Source organism: Mesorhizobium sp. M0587, from assembly GCF_040320945.1.
Taxonomy (GTDB): Bacteria; Pseudomonadota; Alphaproteobacteria; order Rhizobiales; family Rhizobiaceae; genus Mesorhizobium.
In genome coordinates this window covers 35,855-59,898 of the sequence record NZ_JAMYQP010000006.1, presented here as the reverse complement: position 1 = coordinate 59,898, position 24,044 = coordinate 35,855, and the positions used below count along the sequence as shown (strand labels likewise).

At 61.5% G+C, this 24,044-nt stretch carries 27 protein-coding genes; 25 read left to right on the top strand and 2 right to left on the bottom strand.

Annotated elements, in window-relative coordinates; genetic code table 11:
- Positions 1–49 precede the first annotated feature (49 nt).
- Positions 50–202, bottom strand: a complete 153-nt coding sequence (locus tag NKI49_RS07570; RefSeq protein WP_352599252.1) for a hypothetical protein — start codon at positions 200–202, stop codon at positions 50–52.
- 193 nt (positions 203–395) lie between these two features.
- Between NKI49_RS07570 and coaD the strand changes: the two genes are divergently transcribed.
- From coaD to NKI49_RS07530, 8 genes are all read left to right on the top strand, one after another.
- Positions 396–896 carry a pantetheine-phosphate adenylyltransferase gene (gene coaD / locus NKI49_RS07565; RefSeq protein WP_352599254.1) on the top strand — a complete coding sequence of 167 codons (501 nt, stop codon included), beginning with the start codon at positions 396–398 and terminating at the stop codon, positions 894–896.
- 169 nt (positions 897–1,065) lie between these two features.
- Positions 1,066–1,560, top strand: a complete 495-nt coding sequence (locus tag NKI49_RS07560; protein ID WP_352599371.1) for a peptidylprolyl isomerase — start codon at positions 1,066–1,068, stop codon at positions 1,558–1,560.
- 28 nt (positions 1,561–1,588) lie between these two features.
- Complete coding sequence (locus NKI49_RS07555) at positions 1,589–2,101, top strand: peptidylprolyl isomerase (protein WP_352599256.1); 513 nt, start codon at positions 1,589–1,591, stop codon at positions 2,099–2,101.
- A gap of 12 nt (positions 2,102–2,113) precedes the next feature.
- Positions 2,114–2,563 carry a DMT family transporter gene (locus NKI49_RS07550; RefSeq protein WP_027025163.1) on the top strand — a complete coding sequence of 150 codons (450 nt, stop codon included), beginning with the start codon at positions 2,114–2,116 and terminating at the stop codon, positions 2,561–2,563.
- A complete protein-coding gene (gene queA, locus NKI49_RS07545) occupies positions 2,563–3,651 on the top strand; it encodes a tRNA preQ1(34) S-adenosylmethionine ribosyltransferase-isomerase QueA (RefSeq protein ID WP_352599259.1) in 1,089 nt (362 codons plus the stop codon). The genes NKI49_RS07550 and queA overlap by 1 nt, the downstream gene beginning before the upstream one ends.
- The gene (locus tag NKI49_RS07540) at positions 3,641–3,781 is read left to right on the top strand and encodes a hypothetical protein (RefSeq protein WP_352599261.1); all 141 of its coding nucleotides are present in this window, start codon (positions 3,641–3,643) and stop codon (positions 3,779–3,781) included. Before queA ends, NKI49_RS07540 begins: the two co-directional genes overlap by 11 nt.
- On the top strand, positions 3,774–4,904 hold the full coding sequence (gene tgt / locus NKI49_RS07535; RefSeq protein ID WP_352599263.1) for a tRNA guanosine(34) transglycosylase Tgt: 1,131 nt from the start codon (positions 3,774–3,776) through the stop codon (positions 4,902–4,904). Before NKI49_RS07540 ends, tgt begins: the two co-directional genes overlap by 8 nt.
- A 72-nt stretch (positions 4,905–4,976) precedes the next feature.
- A complete protein-coding gene (locus NKI49_RS07530) occupies positions 4,977–5,702 on the top strand; it encodes an SDR family NAD(P)-dependent oxidoreductase (protein WP_352599265.1) in 726 nt (241 codons plus the stop codon).
- A 12-nt stretch (positions 5,703–5,714) separates the two neighbouring features.
- Here NKI49_RS07530 and NKI49_RS07525 read toward each other — a convergent pair whose 3' ends face one another.
- Complete coding sequence (locus tag NKI49_RS07525; RefSeq protein ID WP_352599267.1) at positions 5,715–6,134, bottom strand: DUF4864 domain-containing protein; 420 nt, start codon at positions 6,132–6,134, stop codon at positions 5,715–5,717.
- Between the two features lie 191 nt (positions 6,135–6,325).
- Between NKI49_RS07525 and NKI49_RS07520 the strand changes: the two genes are divergently transcribed.
- The 17 genes from NKI49_RS07520 to NKI49_RS07440 all read left to right on the top strand — a co-directional run bounded on the left by NKI49_RS07520 (position 6,326) and on the right by NKI49_RS07440 (position 24,025).
- On the top strand, positions 6,326–6,949 hold the full coding sequence (locus NKI49_RS07520) for a DsbA family protein (protein WP_352599269.1): 624 nt from the start codon (positions 6,326–6,328) through the stop codon (positions 6,947–6,949).
- 80 nt (positions 6,950–7,029) lie between these two features.
- On the top strand, positions 7,030–7,266 hold the full coding sequence (locus NKI49_RS07515; RefSeq protein WP_010909609.1) for an Lrp/AsnC family transcriptional regulator: 237 nt from the start codon (positions 7,030–7,032) through the stop codon (positions 7,264–7,266).
- A 171-nt stretch (positions 7,267–7,437) separates the two neighbouring features.
- Complete coding sequence (locus NKI49_RS07510) at positions 7,438–8,850, top strand: circularly permuted type 2 ATP-grasp protein (protein ID WP_352599272.1); 1,413 nt, start codon at positions 7,438–7,440, stop codon at positions 8,848–8,850.
- A 227-nt stretch (positions 8,851–9,077) separates the two neighbouring features.
- Positions 9,078–10,019: an alpha-E domain-containing protein gene (locus NKI49_RS07505; protein ID WP_027025157.1), complete on the top strand. Its 942-nt coding sequence runs from the start codon at positions 9,078–9,080 to the stop codon at positions 10,017–10,019.
- Positions 10,020–10,079: 60 nt separating this feature from the next.
- On the top strand, positions 10,080–10,874 hold the full coding sequence (locus tag NKI49_RS07500) for a transglutaminase family protein (RefSeq protein ID WP_352599274.1): 795 nt from the start codon (positions 10,080–10,082) through the stop codon (positions 10,872–10,874).
- Between the two features lie 129 nt (positions 10,875–11,003).
- Positions 11,004–11,735: a proteasome-type protease gene (locus NKI49_RS07495; protein ID WP_352599276.1), complete on the top strand. Its 732-nt coding sequence runs from the start codon at positions 11,004–11,006 to the stop codon at positions 11,733–11,735.
- A gap of 74 nt (positions 11,736–11,809) precedes the next feature.
- The gene (locus tag NKI49_RS07490; RefSeq protein WP_352599278.1) at positions 11,810–13,222 is read left to right on the top strand and encodes a pyridoxal phosphate-dependent decarboxylase family protein; all 1,413 of its coding nucleotides are present in this window, start codon (positions 11,810–11,812) and stop codon (positions 13,220–13,222) included.
- A gap of 123 nt (positions 13,223–13,345) precedes the next feature.
- Complete coding sequence (locus NKI49_RS07485; protein ID WP_027025153.1) at positions 13,346–14,113, top strand: DeoR/GlpR family DNA-binding transcription regulator; 768 nt, start codon at positions 13,346–13,348, stop codon at positions 14,111–14,113.
- Between the two features lie 116 nt (positions 14,114–14,229).
- Complete coding sequence (gene glpD, locus NKI49_RS07480; RefSeq protein WP_352599280.1) at positions 14,230–15,756, top strand: glycerol-3-phosphate dehydrogenase; 1,527 nt, start codon at positions 14,230–14,232, stop codon at positions 15,754–15,756.
- 42 nt (positions 15,757–15,798) lie between these two features.
- The gene (locus NKI49_RS07475; protein ID WP_352599282.1) at positions 15,799–16,878 is read left to right on the top strand and encodes an ABC transporter ATP-binding protein; all 1,080 of its coding nucleotides are present in this window, start codon (positions 15,799–15,801) and stop codon (positions 16,876–16,878) included.
- A 9-nt stretch (positions 16,879–16,887) separates the two neighbouring features.
- Entirely contained in the window at positions 16,888–17,955 is a 1,068-nt protein-coding gene (locus NKI49_RS07470; protein WP_352599284.1) for an ABC transporter ATP-binding protein, read from the top strand.
- The gene (locus NKI49_RS07465) at positions 17,956–18,822 is read left to right on the top strand and encodes a carbohydrate ABC transporter permease (protein ID WP_352599286.1); all 867 of its coding nucleotides are present in this window, start codon (positions 17,956–17,958) and stop codon (positions 18,820–18,822) included.
- A 1-nt stretch (position 18,823) separates the two neighbouring features.
- Positions 18,824–19,744 carry a carbohydrate ABC transporter permease gene (locus NKI49_RS07460; RefSeq protein ID WP_352599288.1) on the top strand — a complete coding sequence of 307 codons (921 nt, stop codon included), beginning with the start codon at positions 18,824–18,826 and terminating at the stop codon, positions 19,742–19,744.
- Positions 19,745–19,812: 68 nt separating this feature from the next.
- Complete coding sequence (locus NKI49_RS07455) at positions 19,813–20,100, top strand: DUF2160 domain-containing protein (protein WP_352599290.1); 288 nt, start codon at positions 19,813–19,815, stop codon at positions 20,098–20,100.
- Between the two features lie 85 nt (positions 20,101–20,185).
- A complete protein-coding gene (locus NKI49_RS07450) occupies positions 20,186–21,913 on the top strand; it encodes an ABC transporter substrate-binding protein (protein WP_352599292.1) in 1,728 nt (575 codons plus the stop codon).
- Positions 21,914–22,005: 92 nt separating this feature from the next.
- Positions 22,006–23,499 (top strand): glycerol kinase GlpK, encoded by a 1,494-nt coding sequence (gene glpK / locus NKI49_RS07445; protein WP_352599294.1) that lies wholly within the window; start codon positions 22,006–22,008, stop codon positions 23,497–23,499.
- Between the two features lie 28 nt (positions 23,500–23,527).
- Complete coding sequence (locus NKI49_RS07440; RefSeq protein WP_352599296.1) at positions 23,528–24,025, top strand: DUF6882 domain-containing protein; 498 nt, start codon at positions 23,528–23,530, stop codon at positions 24,023–24,025.
- Positions 24,026–24,044 lie beyond the last annotated feature (19 nt).

The window sequence follows — 24,044 nt, the reverse complement described above, 5'->3', positions numbered from 1 at the left end:
CACAGCAACGCCGGCCCACTGGCCGGCGCGTCGGCAAATTCGGACTGACTTAATAGTGACGATACGGCTTGCGGGGGCCGAAGGCTTCGAAGCGCTTGGTGTTTGCCTTGACGCGGACACGTTGCGCCTCCCGATGCAGCCCCAATACGGTGGCGATCAGCATGACGACGGTCATTGCGGTGGCGAGCATGTAGATCAGCATTTGCGTGTTCTCCTGCGCCTTACAACGGATAGATAGGATTTTGGTTTCATCTTAATAAGGGTTCAACCTAGTGAACGCTGCGTGAAGGCTTCGTGATCGGCGTGTTCATCTGTCGTTCATCCGCCGGAAAAGGCTCACGGGCGTCGCATTAACGGATTTGCCTTCCGCCGACGCGCCCGCTAGAAGCACCGCCATGATCGAACGTATCGCCCTTTATGCCGGCTCCTTCGACCCGCTGACCAACGGCCATCTCGATGTGCTGAAAGCATCGCTGGCGGTGGCCGACATCGTCTATGCGGCGATCGGCATTCATCCGGGCAAGAAGCCGCTGTTTTCCTTCGAGGAGCGGGTGCAACTGATCGAAGCCGCAACCAAAGCCGAATTTGGCCGCGACGGCGCCCGCATAAGGGTCGTTGCCTTTGACGGGTTGGTCATCGACGCGGCTCGCAAAGAGGGCGCCTCGATCATGATCCGCGGCCTGCGCGACGGCACCGATCTCGACTATGAAATGCAGATGGCCGGCATGAACGAGACCATGGCGCCGGAGCTGCAGACGGTTTTTCTGCCTGCAAGCCCCTCGGTGCGCACCATTACCGCCACACTTGTCCGCCAGATTGCCTCGATGGGCGGTGACATCCGCCCCTTCGTGCCGGCGGCCGTTGCCGGCGCACTCACCGCCAAATTCGCGAAATGATGCATGTCGTCCCAGAAGTGGAACCCGGTTTTTGGGACAACGCATCCATGAACATAAATTTTCGGAGAGCCATCCCATGCAGCTGAAAAAGCTTGCCTCGTTCCTCGTCGTACTTGCCGGTCTCGTGACCGCATCGGTCTCGGCGTATGCCGCCGATCCGGAAAACACCATGGTCATCACGCTGAAAGACGGCGATGTGACCATCGCGCTCCGCCCCGATCTGGCGCCGAAGCATGTCGCACAGATCAAGAAACTTGTGCGCGAGCATGCCTATGACAATGTCGCCTTCCACCGCGTTATCGACGGCTTCATGGCGCAGACCGGCGACGTGAAGTTCGGCAATCTGAGCAAGGGCTTCAGCGCCGAGGCAGTCGGCACCGGCGGTTCCGATCTGCCCGACCTGCCGGCGGAGTTCTCGCAGACCGAGCATTTCAAGCGCGGCGTGGTCGGCATGGCCCGCTCGCAGGATCCGAACTCGGCCAATTCGCAGTTCTTCATCATGTTCGCGCCGGCGCCGCCGCTCGACGGGCAGTACACCATCGTCGGTAATGTCGTCAGCGGCATGGAATTGGTGGACCAGATCAAGAAGGGCGAAGAGGCCGACAACGGCACGGTCACCGAACCTGACCGGATGATCAAGGTGCGCATCGCCGCCGACAAATAATTCTGTTTTTTGAAGAAGGATATCTGACATGGCCGAAATCAAGGACCGCGAGAACGCGCTCATCATGGAAACGACCAAGGGCAAGGTCGTCATCGAAATGCTCCCCGACCTGGCTCCGGGCCATGTCGCCCGTATCAAGGAATTGGCGCGTGAAGGCGCTTATGACGGCGTGGTCTTCCACCGCGTCATCGAGGGCTTCATGGCGCAGACCGGCGACGTCAAGTTCGGCAATTCGAGCAAGCCTTCCTTCGCGCCGTCGCGCGCGGGCATGGGCGGTTCCGACAAGCCGGACCTGAAAGCCGAATTCTCCAACGCCAACCATGGCCGCGGCACCTGCTCGATGGCGCGTTCGCAGAACCCGAACTCGGCCAATTCGCAGTTCTTCATCTGCTTCGACGATGCCGCCTTCCTCAACCGCCAGTACACGGTATGGGGCCAGGTCATCGAAGGCATGGACAATGTCGACAAGATCAAGCGCGGCGAGCCGGTGCAGGATCCCGACAAGATCGTGTCGCTGAAGGTCGCGGCCGACGTCAAGTAAGGCAAAACGACAATGATGGGCGCCATCTGGTCGCTTCTCGGAATCCTGTCCGGCGCCTTCATTGCCATTCAGGCGCCGATCAATTCGCAGCTGGCGCGCGGCCTGGGTCTTCCGGTCGCGGCGGCGGCGTTTTCGTTCCTGTCGGGCGCGATCGTGCTCGGCATCATTGCCGTCGTGGTGGTGAAGCTGCAAGGCATCTCGCTCGACTGGAAGGCGCCGGCGCCCTGGCTGTTCCTGGCCGGCGGCATGCTGGGCGGCTTCTATGTCACGCTCTCCACCATCCTGACGCCGCGCATCGGCGCTGCCGCGCTGATGGCATTTCTGGTGGCCGGCCAGTTGCTGGCCGGCATGCTCATCGACCGCATCGGCTTCCTCGGCGTCGCGGTGCGTGAAATCTCGCTCGGCCGCATCGCCGGCGCGGTGCTGCTGCTGGCCGGAGCGCTGCTCGTCCGGCTCTACTGATGCGCGTCGACCTTTTCGACTTCGACCTGCCGGAGGAGCGCATCGCGCTTCGCCCGGCGGAGCCGCGCGATAGCGCCAAAATGCTGGTGGTCAAGCCCGGCGAGGAACTTGAAGACCGGACTGTTGGCGAACTGCCGTCCCTGCTCAGGGCCGGCGACGTGCTGGTCTTCAATGACACCAAGGTCATTCCAGCCCAGCTCAAAGGCATTAGGCGGCGCGGCGAGGCACAGGCGCAAGTCGAAGCCACACTGCACATGCGCGTGGCGCCGGATCGCTGGCTGGCCTTCATGCGGCCGGGCAAGCGCATCGCCCTCGGCGACCGCATCCATTTTGGCCATGACGCCAATTCCTGTTTCCTCGGCCAGCTCGACGCCACTGTGATCGAGAAAGGCGAGGGCGGCGAGGCGCTGCTCGGCTTCGACCTGTCGGGACCTTTCCTCGACGAGGCGCTGCACGCCGTCGGCCATATTCCGCTGCCGCCCTATATCGCCTCGAAGCGCGACGACGACGAACGCGACCGCGCCGACTACCAGACCATCTATGCCAGGGAGGAGGGCGCGGTAGCGGCACCGACGGCAGGCCTGCACTTCACGCCGGAGCTGTTTGCCGCTCTCGATGCCCGGGGTGTCGAGCGCCGCTTCGTCACCTTGCATGTCGGCGCCGGCACGTTCCTGCCGGTGAAGGTGGACGATACCGCCGAGCACAAGATGCATGCCGAGATTGGCTCGGTCAGTGATGCAACCGCCAACGCGCTGAACGCAGCAAAGGCGAGGGGCGGGCGCATCATCGCCGTCGGCACGACCTCACTGCGCCTGCTGGAGAGTGCCGCGCGCGAGGATGGCACTCTGCTGGCCTGGTCCGGTCCCACCGATATCTTCATCACGCCCGGCTACCGCTTTCGCACCGCCGACATGCTGATGACCAATTTCCATCTGCCGCGCTCGACCCTGTTCATGCTGGTTTCGGCTTTCAGCGGCCTCGACACGATGCGCGGGGCCTATGCATATGCCATCGAGAACCGATACAGATTTTATTCCTATGGGGATGCAAGCCTGCTCTACCGAGCGGAGGCAAGCGATGGACGATGATCTGCAAGCCCTCGATCGCGAACGCCTGATTGCGGAAGTGAAGAAATTGCGAGCCGGCATTCGCTATCGCCAGTCGCTCGACGAGCAGGCACCGGCGGCCCCGGTCCATGACAAGGAATTCAATGGCTAAGCCATTTACCTTCAACGTATTGACGACCGATGGTAAAGCGCGCCGCGGCGTGATCGACATGCCGCGCGGCGAAATCCGTACGCCGGCCTTCATGCCGGTCGGCACCGGCGGCACCGTCAAGACGATGTACATGGACCAGGTGCGCGGCGTCGGCGCCGACATCATCCTTGGCAACACCTATCATCTGATGCTGCGGCCGGGCGCCGAGCGCGTGGCGCGGCTCGGCGGCTTGCATGAATTCGCCCGCTGGCCGCAGCCGATCCTGACCGACAGCGGTGGTTTTCAGGTGATGTCGCTGTCGAAGCTGAGGAAATTGACCGAAAAGGGTGTCACCTTCCGCTCGCATATCGATGGTGCCGCTTACGAGATGTCGCCGGAGCGCTCGATCGAAATCCAGGGGTTGCTCGATTCCGACATCCAGATGCAGCTCGACGAATGCACGGCGCTGCCGGCCGAGATCAAGGAGATCGAGCGCGCCATGGAACTGTCCCTGCGCTGGGCCGAGCGCTGCAAGACGGCGTTCGGCGATCAGCCGGGCAAGGCGATGTTCGGCATCGTTCAAGGCGGCGACAACGCGGCATTGCGGGTGCGTTCCGCGCAGGCGCTGAGCGAGATGGACCTGAAGGGCTACGCGATCGGAGGCCTTGCCGTCGGGGAGCCGCAAGCGGTGATGCTCGAGATGCTCGATATCACCTGCCCGGAACTGCCTGATAACAAGCCACGCTATCTCATGGGCGTCGGCACGCCCGACGATATTTTGAAATCGGTGGCGCGCGGTATCGACATGTTCGACTGCGTGATGCCGACGCGGGCCGGCCGGCACGGTCTTGCCTATACCAGGCGCGGCAAGGTCAACCTGCGCAACGCCCGCCATGCCGACGATCCTCGCCCGCTGGACGAGGAGAGCGATTGCCCGGCGGCTCGTGACTATTCGCGCGCCTATCTGCACCACCTTGTGCGCTCGCAAGAGGCGCTTGGGGCAATGTTGCTGACCTGGAACAATCTTTCCTATTATCAGAAGCTGATGCAGGACGTCCGCGCCGCCATCGAAGCCCAGACCTTCGAAGCGCGCTCAGCGGAGATTTCCGAAGGTTGGGCGCGGGGCGATATTCCTGCCCTGTGAATGAGCCAGCGTCTGCGTGATAACGATTGACTGGTCGATTGTCCGGACGCAGGGTCCGGTCGGGGTTAAGCCATGACCGTGACGTACGACTTTGGCGGCAAGACCGCGATCGTGACCGGCGGCTCAAGGGGTATCGGCAAAGCCGTTGCCGCGCAGCTGATACAGTCCGGTGCCGATGTCTGGATATGGGATGCGGATCCCTTGCCTCTCGATGGCGCCTATTGCCAGACTGTCGATGTGACCAAGGCACACCAGATAAAGGACGCATTGGCCGGGGTCACAGTCGATGACGGGAGGATCGATATCCTCATCAACAATGCAGGCTACCTTGGCAGCTATCGTGGATTTGAGGCCTTCGATCCGATCGAATGGCAACGGATCATCGGCGTCAACCTGATGGGTGTTTTCGAAGTCACGCACCAGGTTCTGCCGATCATGCGCAAGGCCGGGAGTGGCCGTATCGTTAATATGGGTTCGCTGGCGGGCAAGGAAGGACTGCCGAACCTGGCAGCCTATTCCGCGGCAAGTGCGGGTGTCATTGCTTTCACGAAAGCATTGTCGCGGGAGGTCAGCGACACCGACATTCGCGTCAATTGCGTCGCGCCGGGGCCGATCGATACCGAACTCATCAGGCGGCTTGGCAACGATGTCGTGAACGACATGATCAATGCCAGTCCGCTCAGGCGCCTCGGCTCTGTGGATGAAGTCGCGGCATTGGTGCTTTGGCTATGCTCCGATGCCAGCGCGTTCAACACTGGAGCGGTGTTCGATATGTCGGGGGGCAGGGCGCGCTATTGAGCGTTTCTCTACTCAGGTGCTCAGCGAATTCGACGCGCGCAGGCTGCATCCGGTAATCCGGAACGTGCCGTCCGGCTGCTGCTGCAACGTATAGACCGCCTCGTAATCCTTGCCGTCGGGCCCGACGATCAACACCTGCTGGACGATCGAACCGGGGCTGGTCTCCTCGACCTTGCCGAAGGAGTAGCTCCGGGGCTTGCGCACCGGCGGATAGCCGTTGGTCACCATGTTCATAAACGTGTCTACGGTCGGGAATATCTGCTTCACGTTCGGCGCTGCGAAACTATAGGCCGTGGCGCCGTCATCGGCGATGAACGCTTTCAGCTGGCCGTCTATGGCCGTTTGCGCCGCCCTAACCTCGGTATCCCCGGCGTATGCGGACGAAACCAGAAGGAGCGGAACGAACGCGAATGCGAAAAACATGCGGCGCATGGCTTGGTCTCCGTCGTCTCCAAAAAGCCGGCTCCAGAAAAGCTGTTCCAGGCGGCATCCTAACATACGCCTGGCAGTGCCTCACGGTTTCAGCGGCCGCGAATATTCATCCCGCCAGTGCGCTTTTTCGTGCTTAAGCTTCCTTTAAGGCGGGGCGCTCATCGTGATCAGGGGCGGGAAACGTGCAACGCATGGGACGAATGATGTTCGCGCGGCCTGTCGATCGGCGCCTTTTGCTGAAGGGTGCTGCCAGCCTTGTTGCCCTGGCGCCTCTGCCGGCCTGGGCCAAAGCCGCACCAACCGTCACCGAAGTGGCTTTCGATCCGGCGATACCGGCCCTTGGCAATGCCAATGGCGACGTGACCATCGCCGAGTTCGTCGACTACCAATGCCCCGTGTGCAAGCTCGTCTTTGTCGAACTGAAGAAGCTCATGGCCGAGGATCGGGGCATCCGGCTGGTGATGAAGGATTGGCCGATCTTCGGTGACGTCTCGCGCGATGCGGCGCGAATGGCGTTGTCGGCGGAAACGCACTACGCGGCGGCTGTCGATGCGCTGATGGCCAATCAGCGTGGGCTTTCCGAGCGCCGCACCGACACCATTCTCGCCTCGGTAGGCGTCGATGTTGCCGAAGCGCGCGCCGGTCTTGCCGGCCGGAAGCCCGCGATCGACGCATTGCTGTCGCGCAATGATGGCCAGGCGACGGCCTTCAAGTTGCGAGGCACGCCGGCGCTGGTGATCGGCGGCAAGCTTTTCAAGCGCGGCATGCCGGTGGCGGAGCTGCGGGAGGTCGTGGCCAGGGTCCGCGCCGGCTGAGTACCGTCCCAGCGCTTGAAAGCGCGCCTCCAGTCTGCCAGAAGGGCCGCTTGGACCTGGAAATTTAGCGGGACGAAGCCATGAAGGCGTTTTTCGTGCAGATCAAATGCGAGCTGGGCAAATCCTACGAGGTTGCCAGCGCGCTTGCCGACGCCGAGATCGCCTCGGAGATCTACTCCACCGCCGGCAATTACGATCTGCTCGCCAAATTCTATGTCGATGACGAGGAAGACGTCGGGCATTTCGTCAACGAGAAGGTGCAGATTCTCCCAGGCATCAAGGACACGTTCACCGTCGTCACGTTTCGCGCCTTCTAGCGCCGGAGTGCGTTTGCCCGGGCATGAGGCAAAGCCTGGCCAAGCTCATATTCTCGTCGCCTAATTTTTAGGCATGAGCGACAACCTGATCGCCGGCTTCCGTCAAATCACCGATTGCGCTTGATTTTCTCCAACGACGCCAGTGAAATGGCGTCACAGGGGAGTATGCGATTGGCCGCGTTCGATGAAATGCTTCCGGAGGTCTCCGGATTGAGAAGACCGTATTCGGCTTACGATCGCTGGCTTAAGGAGCAGGATCCGGCCAGGCTCACCGAGAAAATGCAGGACGCCGAACGCGTCTTTCGCAAGACCGGCATTACCTTTGCCGTCTATGGCGAGCAGGAAGCCTCCGAACGCCTTATCCCGTTCGACATCGTTCCGCGGATCATTTCAGGCAATGAATGGCGACGCCTGACGCAAGGCATCGAACAGCGCGTGCAGGCGCTGAACGCCTTTCTCGACGATATCTACCATCGCCAGGAAATTCTGCGCGCAGGGCGCGTTCCCCGGGAATTGATCGCCAGGAACGAGGCGTTCCTGCCGGAGATGATCGGGGTCAGGCCGCCGGCCGGCGTCTATACCCACATCATCGGCGTCGATATCGTGCGCATCAGCGAGGACGAATTCTACGTGCTGGAGGACAATGCGCGCACGCCGTCCGGCGTCTCCTACATGCTGGAGAACCGCGAGACGATGATGCAGTTGTTCCCCGAGCTGTTCCAGAAGATCAAGGTGCGGCCGGTCGAGAACTATCCGCAATTGCTGCGCCAGTCGCTGGCAGCGGTGCGGCCGCAAAGCGCCAAGGGCGCGCCGACCATCGCTGTGCTGACGCCGGGCAGCTACAACTCCGCCTATTTCGAACATGCCTTCCTTGCCGACCAGATGGGCGTGCAACTGGTGGAAGGACAGGATCTGCGTGTCGTCGACGGCCATGTCGCGATGCGAACGACCGAAGGTTATAAGCAGATCGACGTGCTTTACCGCCGCGTCGACGATTCCTTCCTTGATCCACTGACCTTCCGGCCTGACTCGGCGCTTGGCGTGCCAGGCATCATGGATGTCTACCGCGCCGGCAACATCACCATCGCCAATGCGCCCGGAACCGGCATCGCCGACGACAAGGCGATCTATTCCTACATGCCCGAGATCATCGAATTCTACACCGGCCGCAAGGCGATCCTCGGCAACATCCCGACCTGGCGCTGCTCGGAACCCGACAGTTTGAAATACGTGCTCGAGCACATCGACGAACTGGTGATCAAGGAAGTGCATGGCTCCGGCGGCTACGGCATGCTGGTCGGGCCGGCCGCGACCAAGAAGGAATGCGAGGCCTTCGCCAGGAAACTGGCGGCGAAGCCTTCGAATTATATCGCCCAGCCGACGCTGGCGCTGTCGACTTGCCCGATCCTGACCGAAAAGGGGCTGGCGCCGCGCCATGTCGACCTCAGGCCTTACGTGCTGGTCTCCGACCGCATCCAGATCGTGCCCGGCGGGCTGACGCGCGTCGCGCTCAAGGAAGGCTCGCTGGTGGTCAATTCCTCGCAGGGCGGCGGGACGAAGGATACGTGGGTGTTGGATGACTGAGATGAGGGAGTAGGGAGTAGGGAGTAGGGAGACACCTGATCTTGTCCGAAAAAGTAGGATTGATGATTGAAGTGGAGATGGTGCGTTTGCTTGGCCAAACCGATGAGATCGGGAGAATGCTGCGTTCTATGATCAGGAGCCTGCAACAAAAATCATGAACCTGTTTTTTCGCTACTCGCTACTCGCTACTCGCTATTCCCTATTCGCTCAAATCGAGGCACGTTGACATGCTTCTAGGCCGCACCGCCAACGGGCTTTACTGGATGAACCGCTATATCGAGCGGGCCGAAAACATGGCGCGGCTGGTCGATGCCGGGTTGCGCATGGCGCTGACCCGGACCCAGAACGCCTCGGAAGAGTGGAATTCGGTGCTGCTCAGCGCCGGCTCCGATGCGGCTTTCACGCAGAAATATCAGGATTATTCCGCCGCGAACGTCGCCGACTTCCTGCTGCGCGACACCTCGAATCCGTCGAGTACGATGTCGTCGATCGAGACGGCCCGCAACAATGCCCGCATGGTGCGCACGGCGCTGACGCGCGAGACCTGGGAAAGCATCAACGAGGCCTGGATGGCGCTGAAGCGCATGCTGGCCAAGCCGATCGACGAGCGCGACCTGCCGAGCGTGCTCGATGCAATCAAGCGCGAGACCGCGCTGATCCGCGGCTCGTTCTACGGCACCATGCTGCGCAACGAGATCTTCGATTTCTCGCAGCTCGGCACCTATGTCGAGCGCGCCGACAACACGGCGCGCATCCTCGACGTGAAATACTACGTGTTGTTGCCGTCGATCTCCTGGGTCGGCTCGACGCTCGACAATTATCAGTGGGAATCGATCCTGCGCTCGGTGTCGGCGCATCGCTCCTACCGCTGGGTCTACGACGCCGATTACAAGCCGACCAACATTGCCGATTACCTGATCCTCAATGTCCGCATGCCGCGTTCGCTGACCTTCTGCTATCGTTTCCTGGCCGAGCATCTGAAGTTCCTGAGCGACGACTATGGCGAGCGCCACGTCTGCCATGAGACAGCCTGCAGAACCCAGGCAATGCTCACGGGTGGATCCATCAAGGACATATTCGACGCCGGCCTGCATGAATTCCTGGCCAATTTCATTCGCGACAACACCAGGCTGGGCGACGAGATCGCACAAGATTACCGGTTCAACTGAGCATGATGCCGAAGAGTGGAACCTGGCACGAGATCATGCTCGCAAGCGGGGAAATAGTGCATGCGGCTGAAGATCACCCACCGGACCGAATACCGCTACGATGCGCCGGTGCACTATCTGCTGCAGCGGTTGCGGCTGCTTCCGGTCAGCGGACCGACGCAGACCGTTCTATCCTGGGCGCTGAACATCGAGGGCGCGCGCGAGGAGGTCCGCTTCGTTGATCATTTCGGTAATGACACAAGACTGTTGAGCGTCGAGGGCGAGCGCGATTTCATCACGGTAGAGGCATCGGGCGAAGTGGTGACACGCGACACGTCAGGCGTCTCCGGACCGCATCAGGGTTTTACGCCGCTCTGGCTGTATAGCCATGAAACGCCATTGACGACGATTGGCAGCGGGGTTCGCGAACTCGCCGCATCGGTCGGCAAGGGCACCGACATCGAAAGGCTGCACCGGTTGATGGCTGTCATCGGCGAGCGCGTCGCCTACACGCCAGGCACCACCAACGCGACGACGCCGGCAGAGGAAGCCTTGGCGCTGAAAACCGGCGTCTGCCAGGATCACACCCATATCTTTGCCGCCGCCGCGCGCGCCATGGGCTATCCGGCCCGCTATGTCAGCGGCTACTTGATGCTCGACGCGACGGTCGAGCAAGCGGCAAGTCATGCCTGGGCCGAGGCCCATGTTTCGGGTCTCGGTTGGGTTGCCTTCGACGCCGCCAATGGCATTTCGCCCGACGAGCGCTATGTGAAAGTGGCAACTGGCCGCGACTACCGCGACGCCACGCCGGTGTCGGGAATTCGACTGGGACAGGCGGAAGAACAGCTTGCGGTCACCGTCACGGTGGAGCAGTAATCCCCTGGGATTGCCGCTGGAGCAATTCCAGGAAAGTGTGAAACGGTTTCCCTCCGGAGTTGCGTCAAAACAAGGAGTTAGAGCGGTTCTGCGTTTCCGTGAAGCGATGAACGCTCTAGAAGAGATTTCATGACCTATTGCGTCGGCCTGAAGATCGATCACGGGCTCGTGTTCATGTCGGACACGCGTACCAATGCCGGCATGGATTCGATCTCCACGTTCAAGAAGATGCATGTCTGGGAAGTGCCAGGCGAGCGCGTGATCGTGCTGATGTCGGCCGGCAATCTGGCGACGACGCAAGCCGTGATCAGCCAGTTGGACGAGCGCACCAAGGCCGTGGCGGATCGCCACGCGACGTTGCTCGAAACACCATCGATGTACCAGACGGTACGGATGGTCGGCGACACGGTGAAGGACGTCATCGCCCATTCCTCTCCGTCCGGAGACAAGGCCGATTCCTATTTCAACGCGTCCTTCATCCTTGGCGGCCAGATCAAGGGCAGTGCACCACGCCTGTTCATGATTTATCCGGAAGGCAATTTCATAGAATCGACCGACGACACGCCGTTCTTCCAGATCGGCGAGACCAAATACGGCAAGCCGATCATCATCCGCGCGTACGAGCGAACAATGAGCCTGGCCGAGACGGTGAAGCTGCTTTTGGTATCGTTTGATTCGACGCTGAAATCGAACCTGTCGGTCGGCCTGCCGCTCGACCTGCTTTTCCTGGAGAACGACGCCTTCAAAGTCGGCCTCAACAAGCGAATCGGCCAGGACGACCAGTATTACCGCATCGTCTCGGATGGCTGGTCGAGTGCGCTCAAGGCGGCCTTTGCCAGCCTGCCAGATTTTCCGGGATAGGGGCCGTCGCAGGCTGTTGGATCTGAAAAGCCGGCCGGAAGACGTCGGCGAGGCGATCATGTCGGGAGGACACGATGGACAACACTGAATTCCGGCAATGGTCGCGGCGCGCCGCCGACTGGGGCGCTGACTATCGCGACAGCCTGCGCGAGCGGCCGGTGCGGCCGCTTGTCGAGCCGGGCGACATTTTCCGCAGCATCGAGGCATCGCCGCCCGAAGGCGCGGAACCGATGGACAGGATCTTTGCCGATTTCGAGGAGAAGATCGTGCCGGGGATGACGCATTGGCAGCATCCGCGCTTCTTCGCCTATTTCCCTGCCAATGCCGCGCCGGTCTCGGTGGTGGCGGAATATCTGGTTTCGGCGATGGCCGCGCAATGCATGCTGTGGCAGACATCACCGGCGGCGACAGAGCTCGAAACGCGGACTGTCGACTGGATGCGCCAGGCGCTCGGCCTGCCGGACGGGTTCTCCGGCGTGATCCAGGATTCGGCCTCGTCGGCGACGCTGGCGGCGGTGTTGACCATGCGCGAGCGCGCGCTGGAGTGGCGAGGCAACAAACAAGGCCTGGCAGGGCAGGCGAAGCTGCGCATCTATTCTTCGGATCAGGTGCACACGTCGATCGACCGGGCGATCTGGGTTTCGGGCATCGGCGAGGACAATCTGGTGCGTATCCCTGTCACCGGCCGTTTTCGGGCGATGGACAGGGAGGCGCTTGAAGCGGCGATCGTCGCCGACCAGAAGGCCGGCATGCTGCCTGCGGGCATTATCGCCAGCGTCGGCGGCACCAGCACCGGCGGCACCGACGACATCTCCGGCGTCGCCGATATCGCCCGGCGGCACGGGCTTTATCTGCATGTCGATGCCGCCTGGGCAGGCTCGGCGATGATCTGCCCGGAGTACCGGCATTTCTGGGCTGGTGTGGAGCAGGCGGATTCCATCGTCTTCAACCCGCACAAATGGTTGGGCGCGCAGTTCGACTGCTCAATGCAGTTCATCCGCCGGCCGGAGGATCTCGTTCGCACGCTGGCGATCAAGCCCGAATTCCTGAAGACGCATGGCCGCGACGGCATCATCAACTATTCCGAATGGTCGGTGCCGCTCGGGCGCCGGTTCCGCGCCCTGAAATTGTGGTTCCTGCTACGAGCCTACGGGCTGGAAGGCCTGCGGAACATGATCCGCAACCACGTCGCCTGGAGCGAGGGTCTTGCCGCGCGCTTGGCCGGGGAGCCGGATTTCGAGATCGTCACCGAACCGATGCTGTCGCTGTTTTCATTCCGGCATCTGGCTGCGGCGGAAGTCGATGAGGATGACCACAACCTTCGCCTGGTCAACGCGATCAATGATGATGGCCGGATCTATCTGACGCAGACACGGGTGGGCGGGCGCGTCGCGATCCGCTTTCAGGTCGGTCAGTTCGAGACGACGGCAGCGGACGTCGACACCGCTTTCGCGGTCATCGTCGAGATCGCGCGCGGCATGAGCTAGCCGGCCGGGAATTGCGCAAGGGTTGCCTTTGCGGCCATGTGATTTTCATTAGCCGGCTTCTGCCTTTTCATTGGTTTCGTTTTCGGCTATAGACAAGAAAAACGAAAAACGGGAGGTCGTCGTATGTATCTGTCGCCACGCCATGCCGAAATCATCCAGATGGCCAAGGATCATGGTCGTGTGCTGGTCGAGGATCTGGCCACCCATTTCAATGTGACGCCGCAGACCATACGCAAGGATCTCAACGATTTGTGCGACCAGCGGCTGCTTTCCCGCATCCATGGCGGCGCGTTGTTCCCTTCAGGCATAGAGAACATGGAGTACGAGGCGCGGCGCAAGATTGCCGCCGATGAGAAGGAAGCGATCGGCCGGGCGGCGGCCAGGCTGATCCCCGACAATGCCTCGCTGTTCATCAACATCGGCACCACGACGGAGTCTGTCAGCAAAGCCCTGCTCGATCACGACGGCCTGATGGTCATCACCAATAACATCAATGTTGCCAACAGGATGCGCATATATCCTTCGATCGAGGTGGTGATCGCCGGCGGTGTCGTCCGCGGGTCGGACGGCGGTGTCGTCGGCGAGGCGGCCGTCGACTTCATCAGGCAGTTCAAGGTCGACTACGCCGTCATCGGCGCTTCCGCCATCGACCATGATGGCGCGTTGCTCGATTTCGATTTTCGCGAGGTCAAGGTGGCGCAAGCCATCATCGCCAATGCTAGACACGTCATCCTGGTTTCCGACCAGACCAAGTTCGAGCGCACGGCACCCGTTCGCATCGGCCATCTGTCGCAGGTCAACACTTTCATCACCGATCGTTGCGACATCCCGTCGGTGCGCAAGATTTGTCAGGAAGCCGAGGTCCAGCTCATTGAGACCTCGCTCGGTTGAGGTGTTTTCGCTGCTCCCGAAATATTTCGTTTGACATTCGTTGTGAGTTCGAAATAATTCCATAACGGTTTCGCAAAAAGATCAAAATGGTGCAATGCGAAATCGTGGAGGAACCGGTGAGCGCATCTCCTATCCATGACATTTTCGTCATCGGTGGCGGCATCAATGGCTGCGGCATAGCCCGCGATGCCGTCGGCCGCGGGTTTTCGGTTTTCCTAGCCGAGATGAACGATCTCGCCAGCGGAACCTCCTCCGGCTCGACCAAGCTTATTCACGGCGGTCTGCGCTACCTTGAATTCTATGAATTCCGTCTGGTGCGCGAGGCGCTGATGGAGCGCGAGGTTCTGTGGAGGAACGCGCCGCATATCATCTGGCCGATGCGGTTCGTGCTGCCCTATGCCAAGGGTCTGCGCCCGGCCTGGCTGATCCGGCTCGGCCTGTTCCTTTACGACCACATCGGCGGGCGCAAATTGCTGCCGGCGACCAGGACTCTCGACATGGCCAGCGACCCGGCCGGCAAACCGCTGAAACCCTTGTTCAAAAAGGCGTTCGAATATTCGGACGGTTGGGTCAACGATGCGCGGCTGGTGGCGCTGAACGCACGCGACGCCGCCGACCGTGGCGCGACGATCCGGACCCGTACCAAGGTTGTGGCCGCGCATCGCGATGATGGAATTTGGACGATCCAGATCGAGAACCTGCTGAGCGGCGAGACCGAAGCGGTCAAGGCGCGGCTCCTGGTCAACGCCGCCGGACCGTGGGTCGACCATGTGCTTTCCGGCGTGGTCGGCCTCAATGACGTGCACAATGTTCGTCTCGTGCAAGGCAGCCACATCGTCATCGCAAAGAAGTTCGATGATCCGCGCGCCTATTTCTTCCAGAACAAGGACGGCCGCATCATCTTCGCCATTCCCTACGAGGACGAGTTCACCCTGATCGGCACGACCGATCGGGACTATCCAGGCGATCCGCACGATGTGAAGATCAGCGACACCGAGATCGATTACCTCTGCGCCGCGGCAAGCGAATATTTCGCGCAACCGGTCAAGCGTTCGGATATCGTCTGGACGTATTCGGCGGTGCGTCCGCTCTATGATGACGGCGCCTCGAAGGCGCAGGAGGCGACGCGCGACTATGTATTGAAGGCCGATGGCGGCGAGGGGGCGGCGCCGATAGTCAATGCCTTTGGCGGCAAGATCACCACCTATCGCCGGCTGGCGGAATCGATGCTGGATAAGATCGAAGGTTTCCTGGGCAAGCGCGGCAAACCGTGGACAGCGGATGCGCCGCTGCCCGGCGGCGATTTTCCAGCCACCGGTTTCGACGCCGAAGTGGCGAAACTGAAGTTGTCATATCCCTTTCTCGACTTGCGCCTCGCCCGCCGGCTGACCCGGCTTTACGGAACCCGCGCCCGCGCCTTGCTTGGCCTTGCCAAGTCGAACGCCGACCTTGGCCGCGGTTTCGGCGCGGACCTCTACGAGGCCGAGGTGCGCTACCTCGTTGAAAACGAATGGGCCGTCACGGCCGAGGATGTATTGTGGCGCCGGACGAAGCGCGGCTTGCATCTGGGCCGCGACCAGGTAACGGCGCTCGATGAATTCATGCGCGGCATAAGCCGGCGGCATGTCGCGGCCGCCGAATGAAGGGGGCTGGAAGCTGATGCGGAAGGCCTGGGAGGAGGCATCATGCTGGAACTGAGGAACGTCACCAAGGCCGTCGGTGCGGCAGAACATATCCGCGACGTGTCGCTGACGCTTCAGCACGGCTCGCTCAACGTTCTGCTCGGACCGACGCTGTCGGGAAAAACCAGCCTGATGCGGCTGATGGCCGGCCTCGACGCGCCGACGTCCGGTTCGGTCTGGTTCGATGGCCAGAACGTCACCGGCACGCGGGTGCAGAAGCGCAACGTCGCCATGGTTTACCAGCAGTTCATCAACTATCCGGCGATGACCGTCTATGACAACATCGCCTCGCCGCTGCGGGTGGCCGGCGTCGAGCGGGCCAGAATCGACAGCCAGGTGCGCGAGGCAGCAGCCCTGCTCAAGCTGACGCCTTATCTCGACCGCACGCCGCTCAGCCTGTCAGGTGGCCAGCAGCAGCGCACCGCGCTGGCGCGGGCCATCGTGAAGAATGCCAGCCTTGTGCTGCTCGACGAGCCGCTCGCCAATCTCGACTACAAGCTGCGCGAGGAACTGCGCGCCGAACTGCCGAGGATCTTCGCCGCCGCCGGCACCATCTTCGTCTACGCCACCACTGAACCGCACGAAGCACTGCTGCTCGGCGGCAACACGGCGACGTTGTCGCAAGGCCGCGTCACCCAGTTCGGCCCGACGATCGACGTGTTCCGCAAGCCGGTCGATCTTGTAACGGCAAGAACCTTCGCCGATCCGCCGCTCAACACCATCGTTCTGGCCAAGAAGGGGCCGGCTTTCCTGCTTGAGGGCGGGGTCGAGCTGCCGGTGCCACCGGAACTCGTCGCCGTCGTCGACGGCAACTATACGATCGGCTTCCAGCCGCATCATCTTTCGCTCGAACGACCCAACGCTGGCGCCGTGCCGGTACGGGCAAAGGTCACCATCACCGAGATCACCGGGTCGGAGAGCTTCATCCATCTCGATTTCGCCGATGCGCGCTGGGTCATGCTGACCCATGGCATCCGCCATTTCGAGATAGACGAGATGGTCGAGGTGTTCATCGACCCGCGCCACATCATGGTCTTCGACGAGCATGGCCGCGCCATGGCCGCGTCGAAGCTGGCCGCGTAGGAGGTAGAAATGGCGCGCATCGACGTCAACCATGTCAGGCATTCCTACCTGCCGAACCCGCGCACGGATGCGGATTTCGCGCTGCGGGAAGTCCATCATACCTTCGAGGATGGCGGCGCCTATGCGTTGCTCGGGCCGTCCGGCTGCGGCAAGACCACTCTGCTCAACATCATTTCGGGCCTGCTTCATCCCTCGCACGGGCAATTGCTGTTCAACGGCAGGGACGTGACCAGGTTGTCGACGCAAGAGCGCAACATCGCGCAGGTGTTCCAATTCCCGGTCATCTACGACACCATGACCGTGTACGACAATCTGGCCTTTCCGCTGCGTAACCGCGGCGTGCCGGAGGCCGACGTCGACCGCAAGGTGCGCGAGACGCTGGAGATGATCGACCTGGCCGACTGGGCGAAGAGGAAGGCGAGGGGATTGACCGCCGACCAGAAGCAGAAGATTTCGCTCGGCCGCGGTCTGGTACGCTCCGACGTCAACGCCATTCTGTTCGACGAACCGCTGACCGTCATCGATCCGCATATGAAATGGGTGCTGCGCTCGCAGTTGAAGCAGCTTCACCGCCGCTTCGGCTACACCATGGTCTATGTCACCCATGACCAGACCGAAGCGCTGACCTTCGCCGACCAGGTGGTGGTCATGTATGATGGCGGCATCGTGCAGATCGGCACGCCGGCGGAATTGTTCGAGCGCCCGCGCCATACCTTCGTCGGCTATTTCATCGGTTCGCCCGGCATGAACGTCATGCCGGTCACGGTCGCCGGCAAGACGGCGACGTTCGGCTCGCAACGCATCGAGTTGCCGGGTGTGCCGAAGGCCGCCGGCGGTGCGGTCGAGCTCGGCATCCGTCCCGAATATGTGCGCCTTGGTCGCGACGGCATGGCCGTTTCTATCAGCAAGGTCGAGGATGTCGGCCGTCACAAGGTGGTGCGCGCCAAGCTGGAGGGCCGCGATATCGCGGCGATCATCGGCGAGGACGAGACGGTGGCGGCCGAACCGAAGGTGCGGTTCGATCCCGCCGGGATCAACATCTATGCCGATTCCTGGCGTGTCGAGATGGGGGCGTAGATGGACAAGACCTGGAACAACAAGGCCTGGTTCCTGGTGCTGCCGGTTCTGGTGCTGGTGGCGTTTTCGGCCGTCATTCCGCTGATGACCGTCGTAAACTATTCGGTGCAGGACACGTTCGGCAACAATGTCTTCTTCTGGGCCGGCACGGAGTGGTTCGAGGAACTGCTCTCGTCCAGCCGCTTCTGGGAGGCGATGGTCCGCAACTTGATCTTCTCCTTCATCATCCTGGCCATCGAGGTGCCGCTCGGCATCTTCATCGCCCTCAACATGCCGAAGAAGGGCTGGGGCGTGCCGGTCTGCCTGGTGTTGATGGCCTTGCCACTGCTCATTCCGTGGAACGTGGTCGGCACCATCTGGCAAGTATTCGGGCGCAACGACATCGGTCTGCTCGGCTATTACGTCAATGCCCTGGGCATCGACTACAACTATGTGCAGGACTCATTCGATGCCTGGGTCACCATCATCATCATGGATGTCTGGCACTGGACGAGCCTGGTCGTGCTGCTCTGCTACGCCGGCCTGGTCTCGATCCCCGACGCCTTCTATCAGTCGGCCAAGATCGACGGCGCCTCGCGCTGGGCGGTGTTCCGCTACATCCAGTTGCCGAAGATGCAGCGCGTGCTGCTCATCGCCGTGCTCTTGCGCTTCATGGACAGTTTCATGATCTACACCGAACCTTTTGTCGTGACCGGCGGCGGTCCTGGCAATTCGACGACCTTCCTGTCTATCGACCTCGTCAAGACGGCACTTGGCCAATTCGATCTTGGTCCGGCGGCGGCCATGTCGCTGGTCTACTTCCTTATCGTCCTGCTGTTGTCATGGGTGTTCTACACCGTGATGACCAACTACGACGCGGAGCGCTGAGATGAGCGGCGCCAACGAACGGACCGAGCGTAACGCGGTGAACGGGACGGCAGCGTCGGAAGGCCTCGCGAGTACGCTGTCGCAGAGCGAACTCGACAGGCGCATGCGCCGGCGCGGCGAGGAATCGCGCTGGTGGTGGATCGTACCGACGCTCTACATCATCGTGCTTTTGCTGCCGATCTACTGGCTCATCAACATGAGCTTCAAGACCAATGCGGAGATCGTCTCCTCGCTGACGCTCTATCCGCATTCGCCGACGATCGCTAACTACGTCACCATCTTCACCGATGCGTCCTGGTATTCGGGCTACATCAACTCGATCACCTATGTGGTTATGAACATGGTGATTTCCGTCGCGGCGGCGCTGCCGGCGGCGTATGCATTCTCGCGCTATCGCTTCCTTGGCGACAAGCATCTGTTCTTCTGGCTGCTGACCAACCGCATGGCGCCGCCCGCGGTGTTCGCGCTGCCGTTCTTCCAGCTCTATTCCGCATTCGGCCTGATCGACACGCATATCGCCGTCGCGCTGGCGCATTGCCTGTTCAACGTACCGTTGGCGGTGTGGATCCTCGAAGGCTTCATGTCGGGCGTGCCGAAGGAGATCGACGAGACCGCCTATATCGACGGCTATTCGTTCCCGCGCTTCTTCGTGCGGATATTCATGCCGCTGATCGCGAGCGGCATCGGCGTCGCCTGCTTCTTCTGCTTCATGTTCTCGTGGGTCGAATTGCTGATCGCCCGCACGCTGACGACCACGGATGCCAAGCCGATCGCCGCCGCGATGACTCGCACCGTGTCGGCCGCCGGCATGGACTGGGGCCTGCTGGCCGCCGCCGGTGTGCTGACGCTGATCCCTGGCGCGCTCGTCATTTGGTTCGTGCGAAACTACATCGCCAAGGGCTTCGCCCTGGGGAGGGTTTGATGAAACGAACGCACGGGTTCGTCCACGGCACGATCGCCGGCGGCATTGCGCTCGGGAGGAGCTGACCCATGAATCTCGACCTCTCCTGGATGGCATGGACCTGGCCGACCGCGGCTTTCTTCGGAACCATCTTTCTGCTGCTCTGCGGCATGGCGGCTTGGGAATATGCCTCGCCGGGCGGCAATCCGCGCGTCGGCGTGCTGCGCTTCGAGACGACGCGCGGCGACCGGCTTTTCCTATCGCTGCTGGGCAGCGCCTTTATTCATCTCGCTTGGCTGGGTCTTGTCGGACCCAACCTATGGTGGGCTCTCGCTCTCTCCGTAGTCTACGCCGTCGGCGTGTTCCGCTACGTATAGAGGGGGAAACTGTTGGAGCGGCCGCGTGCAGGCGACCGCTCCAGATCGCACTTTAAACCTGAACGTGTAAAAGTGGAGGAAACACATGCGACGGCAATTTCTAACATCGACGACGGCCTTGGTCCTATTGCTGGGGGCAGGGAATGCCTATGCTGGAATGGATGAGGCAAAGGCTTTCCTGGACAAGGAAATCGGTCCGCTTTCGACGCTCTCGCGCGCCGATCAGGAAGCCGAAATGCAATGGTTCATCGACGCGGCAAAGCCTTTCGCCGGCATGGACATCAAGGTCGTCTCCGAAACCATCGCCACGCACCAGTATGAATCGCAGGTGCTGGCGCCGGCCTTTACCGCCATCACCGGGATCAAGATCACGCACGACGTCATCCAGGAAGGCGACGTCGTGGAGAAGATCCAGACCCAGATGCAGACCGGCCAGAACCTTTATGACGGCTGGGTCAACGATTCCGATCTGATCGGCACGCACTGGCGTTACCAGCAGGTGCGTAACCTGACCGACTGGATGGCGGGCGAGGGCAAGGATGTCACCAATCCGAACCTCGACCTCAAGGACTTTATCGGCACCTCGTTCACGACGGCACCCGACAAGAAGCTCTATCAGCTCCCCGACCAGCAGTTCGCCAACCTCTACTGGTTCCGTTACGACTGGTTCAACGACGAGAAGAACAAGGCGGACTTCAAGGCGAAGTACGGCTACGATCTCGGCGTGCCGGTCAACTGGTCGGCCTATGAAGACATCGCCGCGTTCTTCACCGGTCGAGAGATCGACGGCAAGAAGGTCTACGGCCATATGGACTATGGCAAGAAGGACCCGTCGCTCGGCTGGCGGTTCACCGACGCCTGGCTGTCCATGGCCGGCAATGGCGACAAAGGCATCCCGAATGGTCTGCCTGTCGACGAATGGGGCATCAAGGTCGACGAGAATTCGCGACCGGTCGGCTCCTGCACGGCCCGCGGAGGCGACACAAATGGCCCGGCTGCCGTCTATTCGATCCAGAAATATCTCGACTGGCTGAAGGCCTACGCACCGGCGGAAGCGCAGGGCATGACCTTCTCCGAATCGGGTCCGGTGCCGGCTCAGGGCGCGGTTGCCCAGCAGATCTTCTGGTATACCGCCTTCACCGCGTCGATGGTCGACGCCGGCGCCAAGGCGGTGCTGAACGACGACGGCACGCCGAAATGGCGCATGGCGCCGTCGCCGCACGGCGTCTACTGGAAGGACGGCATGAAGCTCGGCTATCAGGACGTCGGATCCTGGACGCTGATGAAGTCGACGCCGACCGACCGCGCCAAGGCCGCATGGCTTTACGCGCAGTTCGTCACTTCGAAGACCGTCGACGTGAAGAAGAGCCATGTCGGCCTGACCTTCATCCGCGAGAGCACGATCCACGACAAGAGCTTCACCGAACGTGCGCCCAAGCTCGGCGGTCTGATCGAGTTCTACCGTTCGCCGGCCCGCGTGCAGTGGTCGCCGACCGGCACCAACGTGCCGGATTATCCGAAGCTGGCACAGCTTTGGTGGCAGGCGATCGGCGACGCTTCGTCGGGCGCCAAGACAGCGCAGGAAGCGATGGACTCGCTTTGCGGCGAGCAGGAAAAGGTCATGACCCGCATCGAAAAGTCGGGCGTCCAGGGCGATATCGGCCCGAAGATGGCCGAAGAGCATGACCTCGCCTACTGGAACGCCGACGCGGTCAAGAAGGGCAATCTCGCTCCTCAGCTGAAGATCGAGAACGAGAAGGAAAAGCCGATCACCATCAACTACGACGAACTGGTGAAGAGCTGGCAGAAGTAGGACCGTTCTGAGCGGACGTTCGCGTCCGTGTAAAATCGGGGGAGGCGGCTCATTGCCGTCTCCCTTCTTTGCATAGAGGCGGAGGACGTGGAATGAGCGGTTTTGTGCTGGCAATCGACCAGGGAACGACATCGACCCGGACGATCCTGTTCGACGGCCAGATGAAAGTCGCAGGCAGCGGGCAGCAGGAATTCACTCAGCATTACCCGGCGTCCGGCTGGGTCGAGCACGATCCGGAAGAGATCTGGTCGAGCGTCGTGGCAACGGTGAAGACCGCCCTGAGGACCGCGGGCCGCAATGCTTCCGAAGTCGCGGCGCTCGGCATCACCAATCAGCGCGAAACCGTCGTCATCTGGGACAAGACGACAGGCAAGCCGATCCATAACGCCATCGTCTGGCAGGACAGGCGCACCGCGCCGCTTTGCGAGAAGCTCAGGAAGCAGGGGCTGGAGAAGAAGTTCACCCGCAAGACCGGCCTGCTGCTCGATCCCTATTTCTCCGGCACCAAGATCGCCTGGATGCTCGACAAGGTTAAAGGCGCCAGGAAACGCGCCGAGAAGGGCGAATTGCTCGCCGGCACGATCGACAGTTTTTTGATCTGGCGGCTGACCGGCGGCAAGGTGCATGCCACCGACGCCACCAATGCCTCGCGTACGCTGGTTTACGACATCGCGGAGAATGCCTGGGACGACGAATTGCTGGCCATCCTCAATATCCCGGCGAAAATGCTCCCGGAAGTGAAGGACTGCGCCGACGACTATGGAATCACGGAGAAAAACCTGTTTGGTGCCGGGATAAGAATCCTCGGCGTCGCCGGCGACCAGCACGCCGCGACCATTGGCCAGGCTTGTTTCGAGCCGGGCATGATGAAATCCACCTATGGCACCGGCTGTTTTGCGCTGCTCAATACAGGCAGCGATCTGGTGCGTTCGAAGAACCGGCTGCTGACCACCATCGCCTACCGGCTGAACGGCAAGACGACCTATGCGCTGGAGGGGTCGATCTTCATCGCCGGCGCAGCCGTGCAATGGTTGCGCGACGGCATCAAGGTGATCGGCAAATCCGAGCAAAGCGGCGGACTTGCGGCCGAGGCCGACCCAACCCAGAACGTTTACCTGGTGCCGGCCTTTGTGGGCCTGGGCGCACCGCATTGGGACGCCGAGGCGCGGGGCGCCATTTTCGGGCTGACCCGCAATTCCGGCCCGGCGGAGTTTGCCCGCGCGGCGCTCGAAGCCGTCGCTTACCAGACCCGTGACTTGCTCGACGCCATGCGCAAGGACTGGAAGGGCGCCTCGGCCAAGACCGTGCTTCGCGTCGATGGCGGCATGGTGGCCTCCGACTGGACCATGCAGAGACTTGCCGACATCCTCGATGCCCCGGTCGATCGCCCGATCATTCTGGAGACGACCGCGCTCGGCGCCGCGTGGCTGGCCGGCTCGAAGGCGGGTGTTTGGCCAAAGGCCAAGGAATTCGCCAAGACTTGGGCGCTTGAACGGCGGTTTCAACCGGACATGGACGCTTCGACACGTTCCGCCAAGATTGCCGGTTGGCGAGATGCTGTGCGAAGGACGCTGAGCGTGCGATAAGAGGCATGCAACAAGGAGCGATCGGGCGGTGAGTGTCAGGCGAGAGGCAACGAAGCCAGGCTGGTATCCTGCGTGGCGCGATGAAGCCATCGAACAGCTGAATGTCAAGAATGCGGGTTTGCAGAGAGATTTCCATCTCGGCACTTGGGCACGCTATGACTACGACCTCACGGCTGGAAAGCTTCTGTTTTCCGAGAAAGGGGTGGTCAAGGTCGTCGCCAAGATCCAGATCGCAGGCTCGACCAGCACCAAGGCCAGCAACTGGCTCTGGGCGTGGTCGAATTCAAACTTGCCTGGCGATATCCTTAGCGACGCAAAGCTGGTTCGATCCTTTGGCGAGGAGAACGGCATCGACGAACTGGCTCAGGCGTATGTGGCGGATACCGACAACGACCTGGAAGCGCTCGGTTGGGAGCTGACGGCAGCGATGGTTCGAATCTGCAACGCGCCTGGAGCCTACCGTTCTCCGCGCGGTGATGGCGGAGGCCTGTATCTGATCTTGAAGACCATCAACTGGGCGAACTGACCCGGGCTCGCTTCTTTCA

Bases quoted from the DNA above. Each gene is read 5' to 3' on its own strand.
- NKI49_RS07570 (WP_352599252.1), bottom strand. From the start codon at position 202: ATGCTGATCTACATGCTCGCCACCGCAATGACCGTCGTCATGCTGATC.
- coaD (WP_352599254.1), top strand. From the start codon at position 396: ATGATCGAACGTATCGCCCTTTATGCCGGCTCCTTCGACCCGCTGACC.
- NKI49_RS07560 (WP_352599371.1), top strand. From the start codon at position 1,066: ATGGTCATCACGCTGAAAGACGGCGATGTGACCATCGCGCTCCGCCCC.
- NKI49_RS07555 (WP_352599256.1), top strand. From the start codon at position 1,589: ATGGCCGAAATCAAGGACCGCGAGAACGCGCTCATCATGGAAACGACC.
- NKI49_RS07550 (WP_027025163.1), top strand. From the start codon at position 2,114: ATGATGGGCGCCATCTGGTCGCTTCTCGGAATCCTGTCCGGCGCCTTC.
- queA (WP_352599259.1), top strand. From the start codon at position 2,563: ATGCGCGTCGACCTTTTCGACTTCGACCTGCCGGAGGAGCGCATCGCG.
- NKI49_RS07540 (WP_352599261.1), top strand. From the start codon at position 3,641: ATGGACGATGATCTGCAAGCCCTCGATCGCGAACGCCTGATTGCGGAA.
- tgt (WP_352599263.1), top strand. From the start codon at position 3,774: ATGGCTAAGCCATTTACCTTCAACGTATTGACGACCGATGGTAAAGCG.
- NKI49_RS07530 (WP_352599265.1), top strand. From the start codon at position 4,977: ATGACCGTGACGTACGACTTTGGCGGCAAGACCGCGATCGTGACCGGC.
- NKI49_RS07525 (WP_352599267.1), bottom strand. From the start codon at position 6,134: ATGCGCCGCATGTTTTTCGCATTCGCGTTCGTTCCGCTCCTTCTGGTT.
- NKI49_RS07520 (WP_352599269.1), top strand. From the start codon at position 6,326: ATGGGACGAATGATGTTCGCGCGGCCTGTCGATCGGCGCCTTTTGCTG.
- NKI49_RS07515 (WP_010909609.1), top strand. From the start codon at position 7,030: ATGAAGGCGTTTTTCGTGCAGATCAAATGCGAGCTGGGCAAATCCTAC.
- NKI49_RS07505 (WP_027025157.1), top strand. From the start codon at position 9,078: ATGCTTCTAGGCCGCACCGCCAACGGGCTTTACTGGATGAACCGCTAT.
- NKI49_RS07500 (WP_352599274.1), top strand. From the start codon at position 10,080: ATGCGGCTGAAGATCACCCACCGGACCGAATACCGCTACGATGCGCCG.
- NKI49_RS07495 (WP_352599276.1), top strand. From the start codon at position 11,004: ATGACCTATTGCGTCGGCCTGAAGATCGATCACGGGCTCGTGTTCATG.
- NKI49_RS07490 (WP_352599278.1), top strand. From the start codon at position 11,810: ATGGACAACACTGAATTCCGGCAATGGTCGCGGCGCGCCGCCGACTGG.
- NKI49_RS07485 (WP_027025153.1), top strand. From the start codon at position 13,346: ATGTATCTGTCGCCACGCCATGCCGAAATCATCCAGATGGCCAAGGAT.
- NKI49_RS07475 (WP_352599282.1), top strand. From the start codon at position 15,799: ATGCTGGAACTGAGGAACGTCACCAAGGCCGTCGGTGCGGCAGAACAT.
- NKI49_RS07470 (WP_352599284.1), top strand. From the start codon at position 16,888: ATGGCGCGCATCGACGTCAACCATGTCAGGCATTCCTACCTGCCGAAC.
- NKI49_RS07465 (WP_352599286.1), top strand. From the start codon at position 17,956: ATGGACAAGACCTGGAACAACAAGGCCTGGTTCCTGGTGCTGCCGGTT.
- NKI49_RS07460 (WP_352599288.1), top strand. From the start codon at position 18,824: ATGAGCGGCGCCAACGAACGGACCGAGCGTAACGCGGTGAACGGGACG.
- NKI49_RS07455 (WP_352599290.1), top strand. From the start codon at position 19,813: ATGAATCTCGACCTCTCCTGGATGGCATGGACCTGGCCGACCGCGGCT.
- NKI49_RS07450 (WP_352599292.1), top strand. From the start codon at position 20,186: ATGCGACGGCAATTTCTAACATCGACGACGGCCTTGGTCCTATTGCTG.
- glpK (WP_352599294.1), top strand. From the start codon at position 22,006: ATGAGCGGTTTTGTGCTGGCAATCGACCAGGGAACGACATCGACCCGG.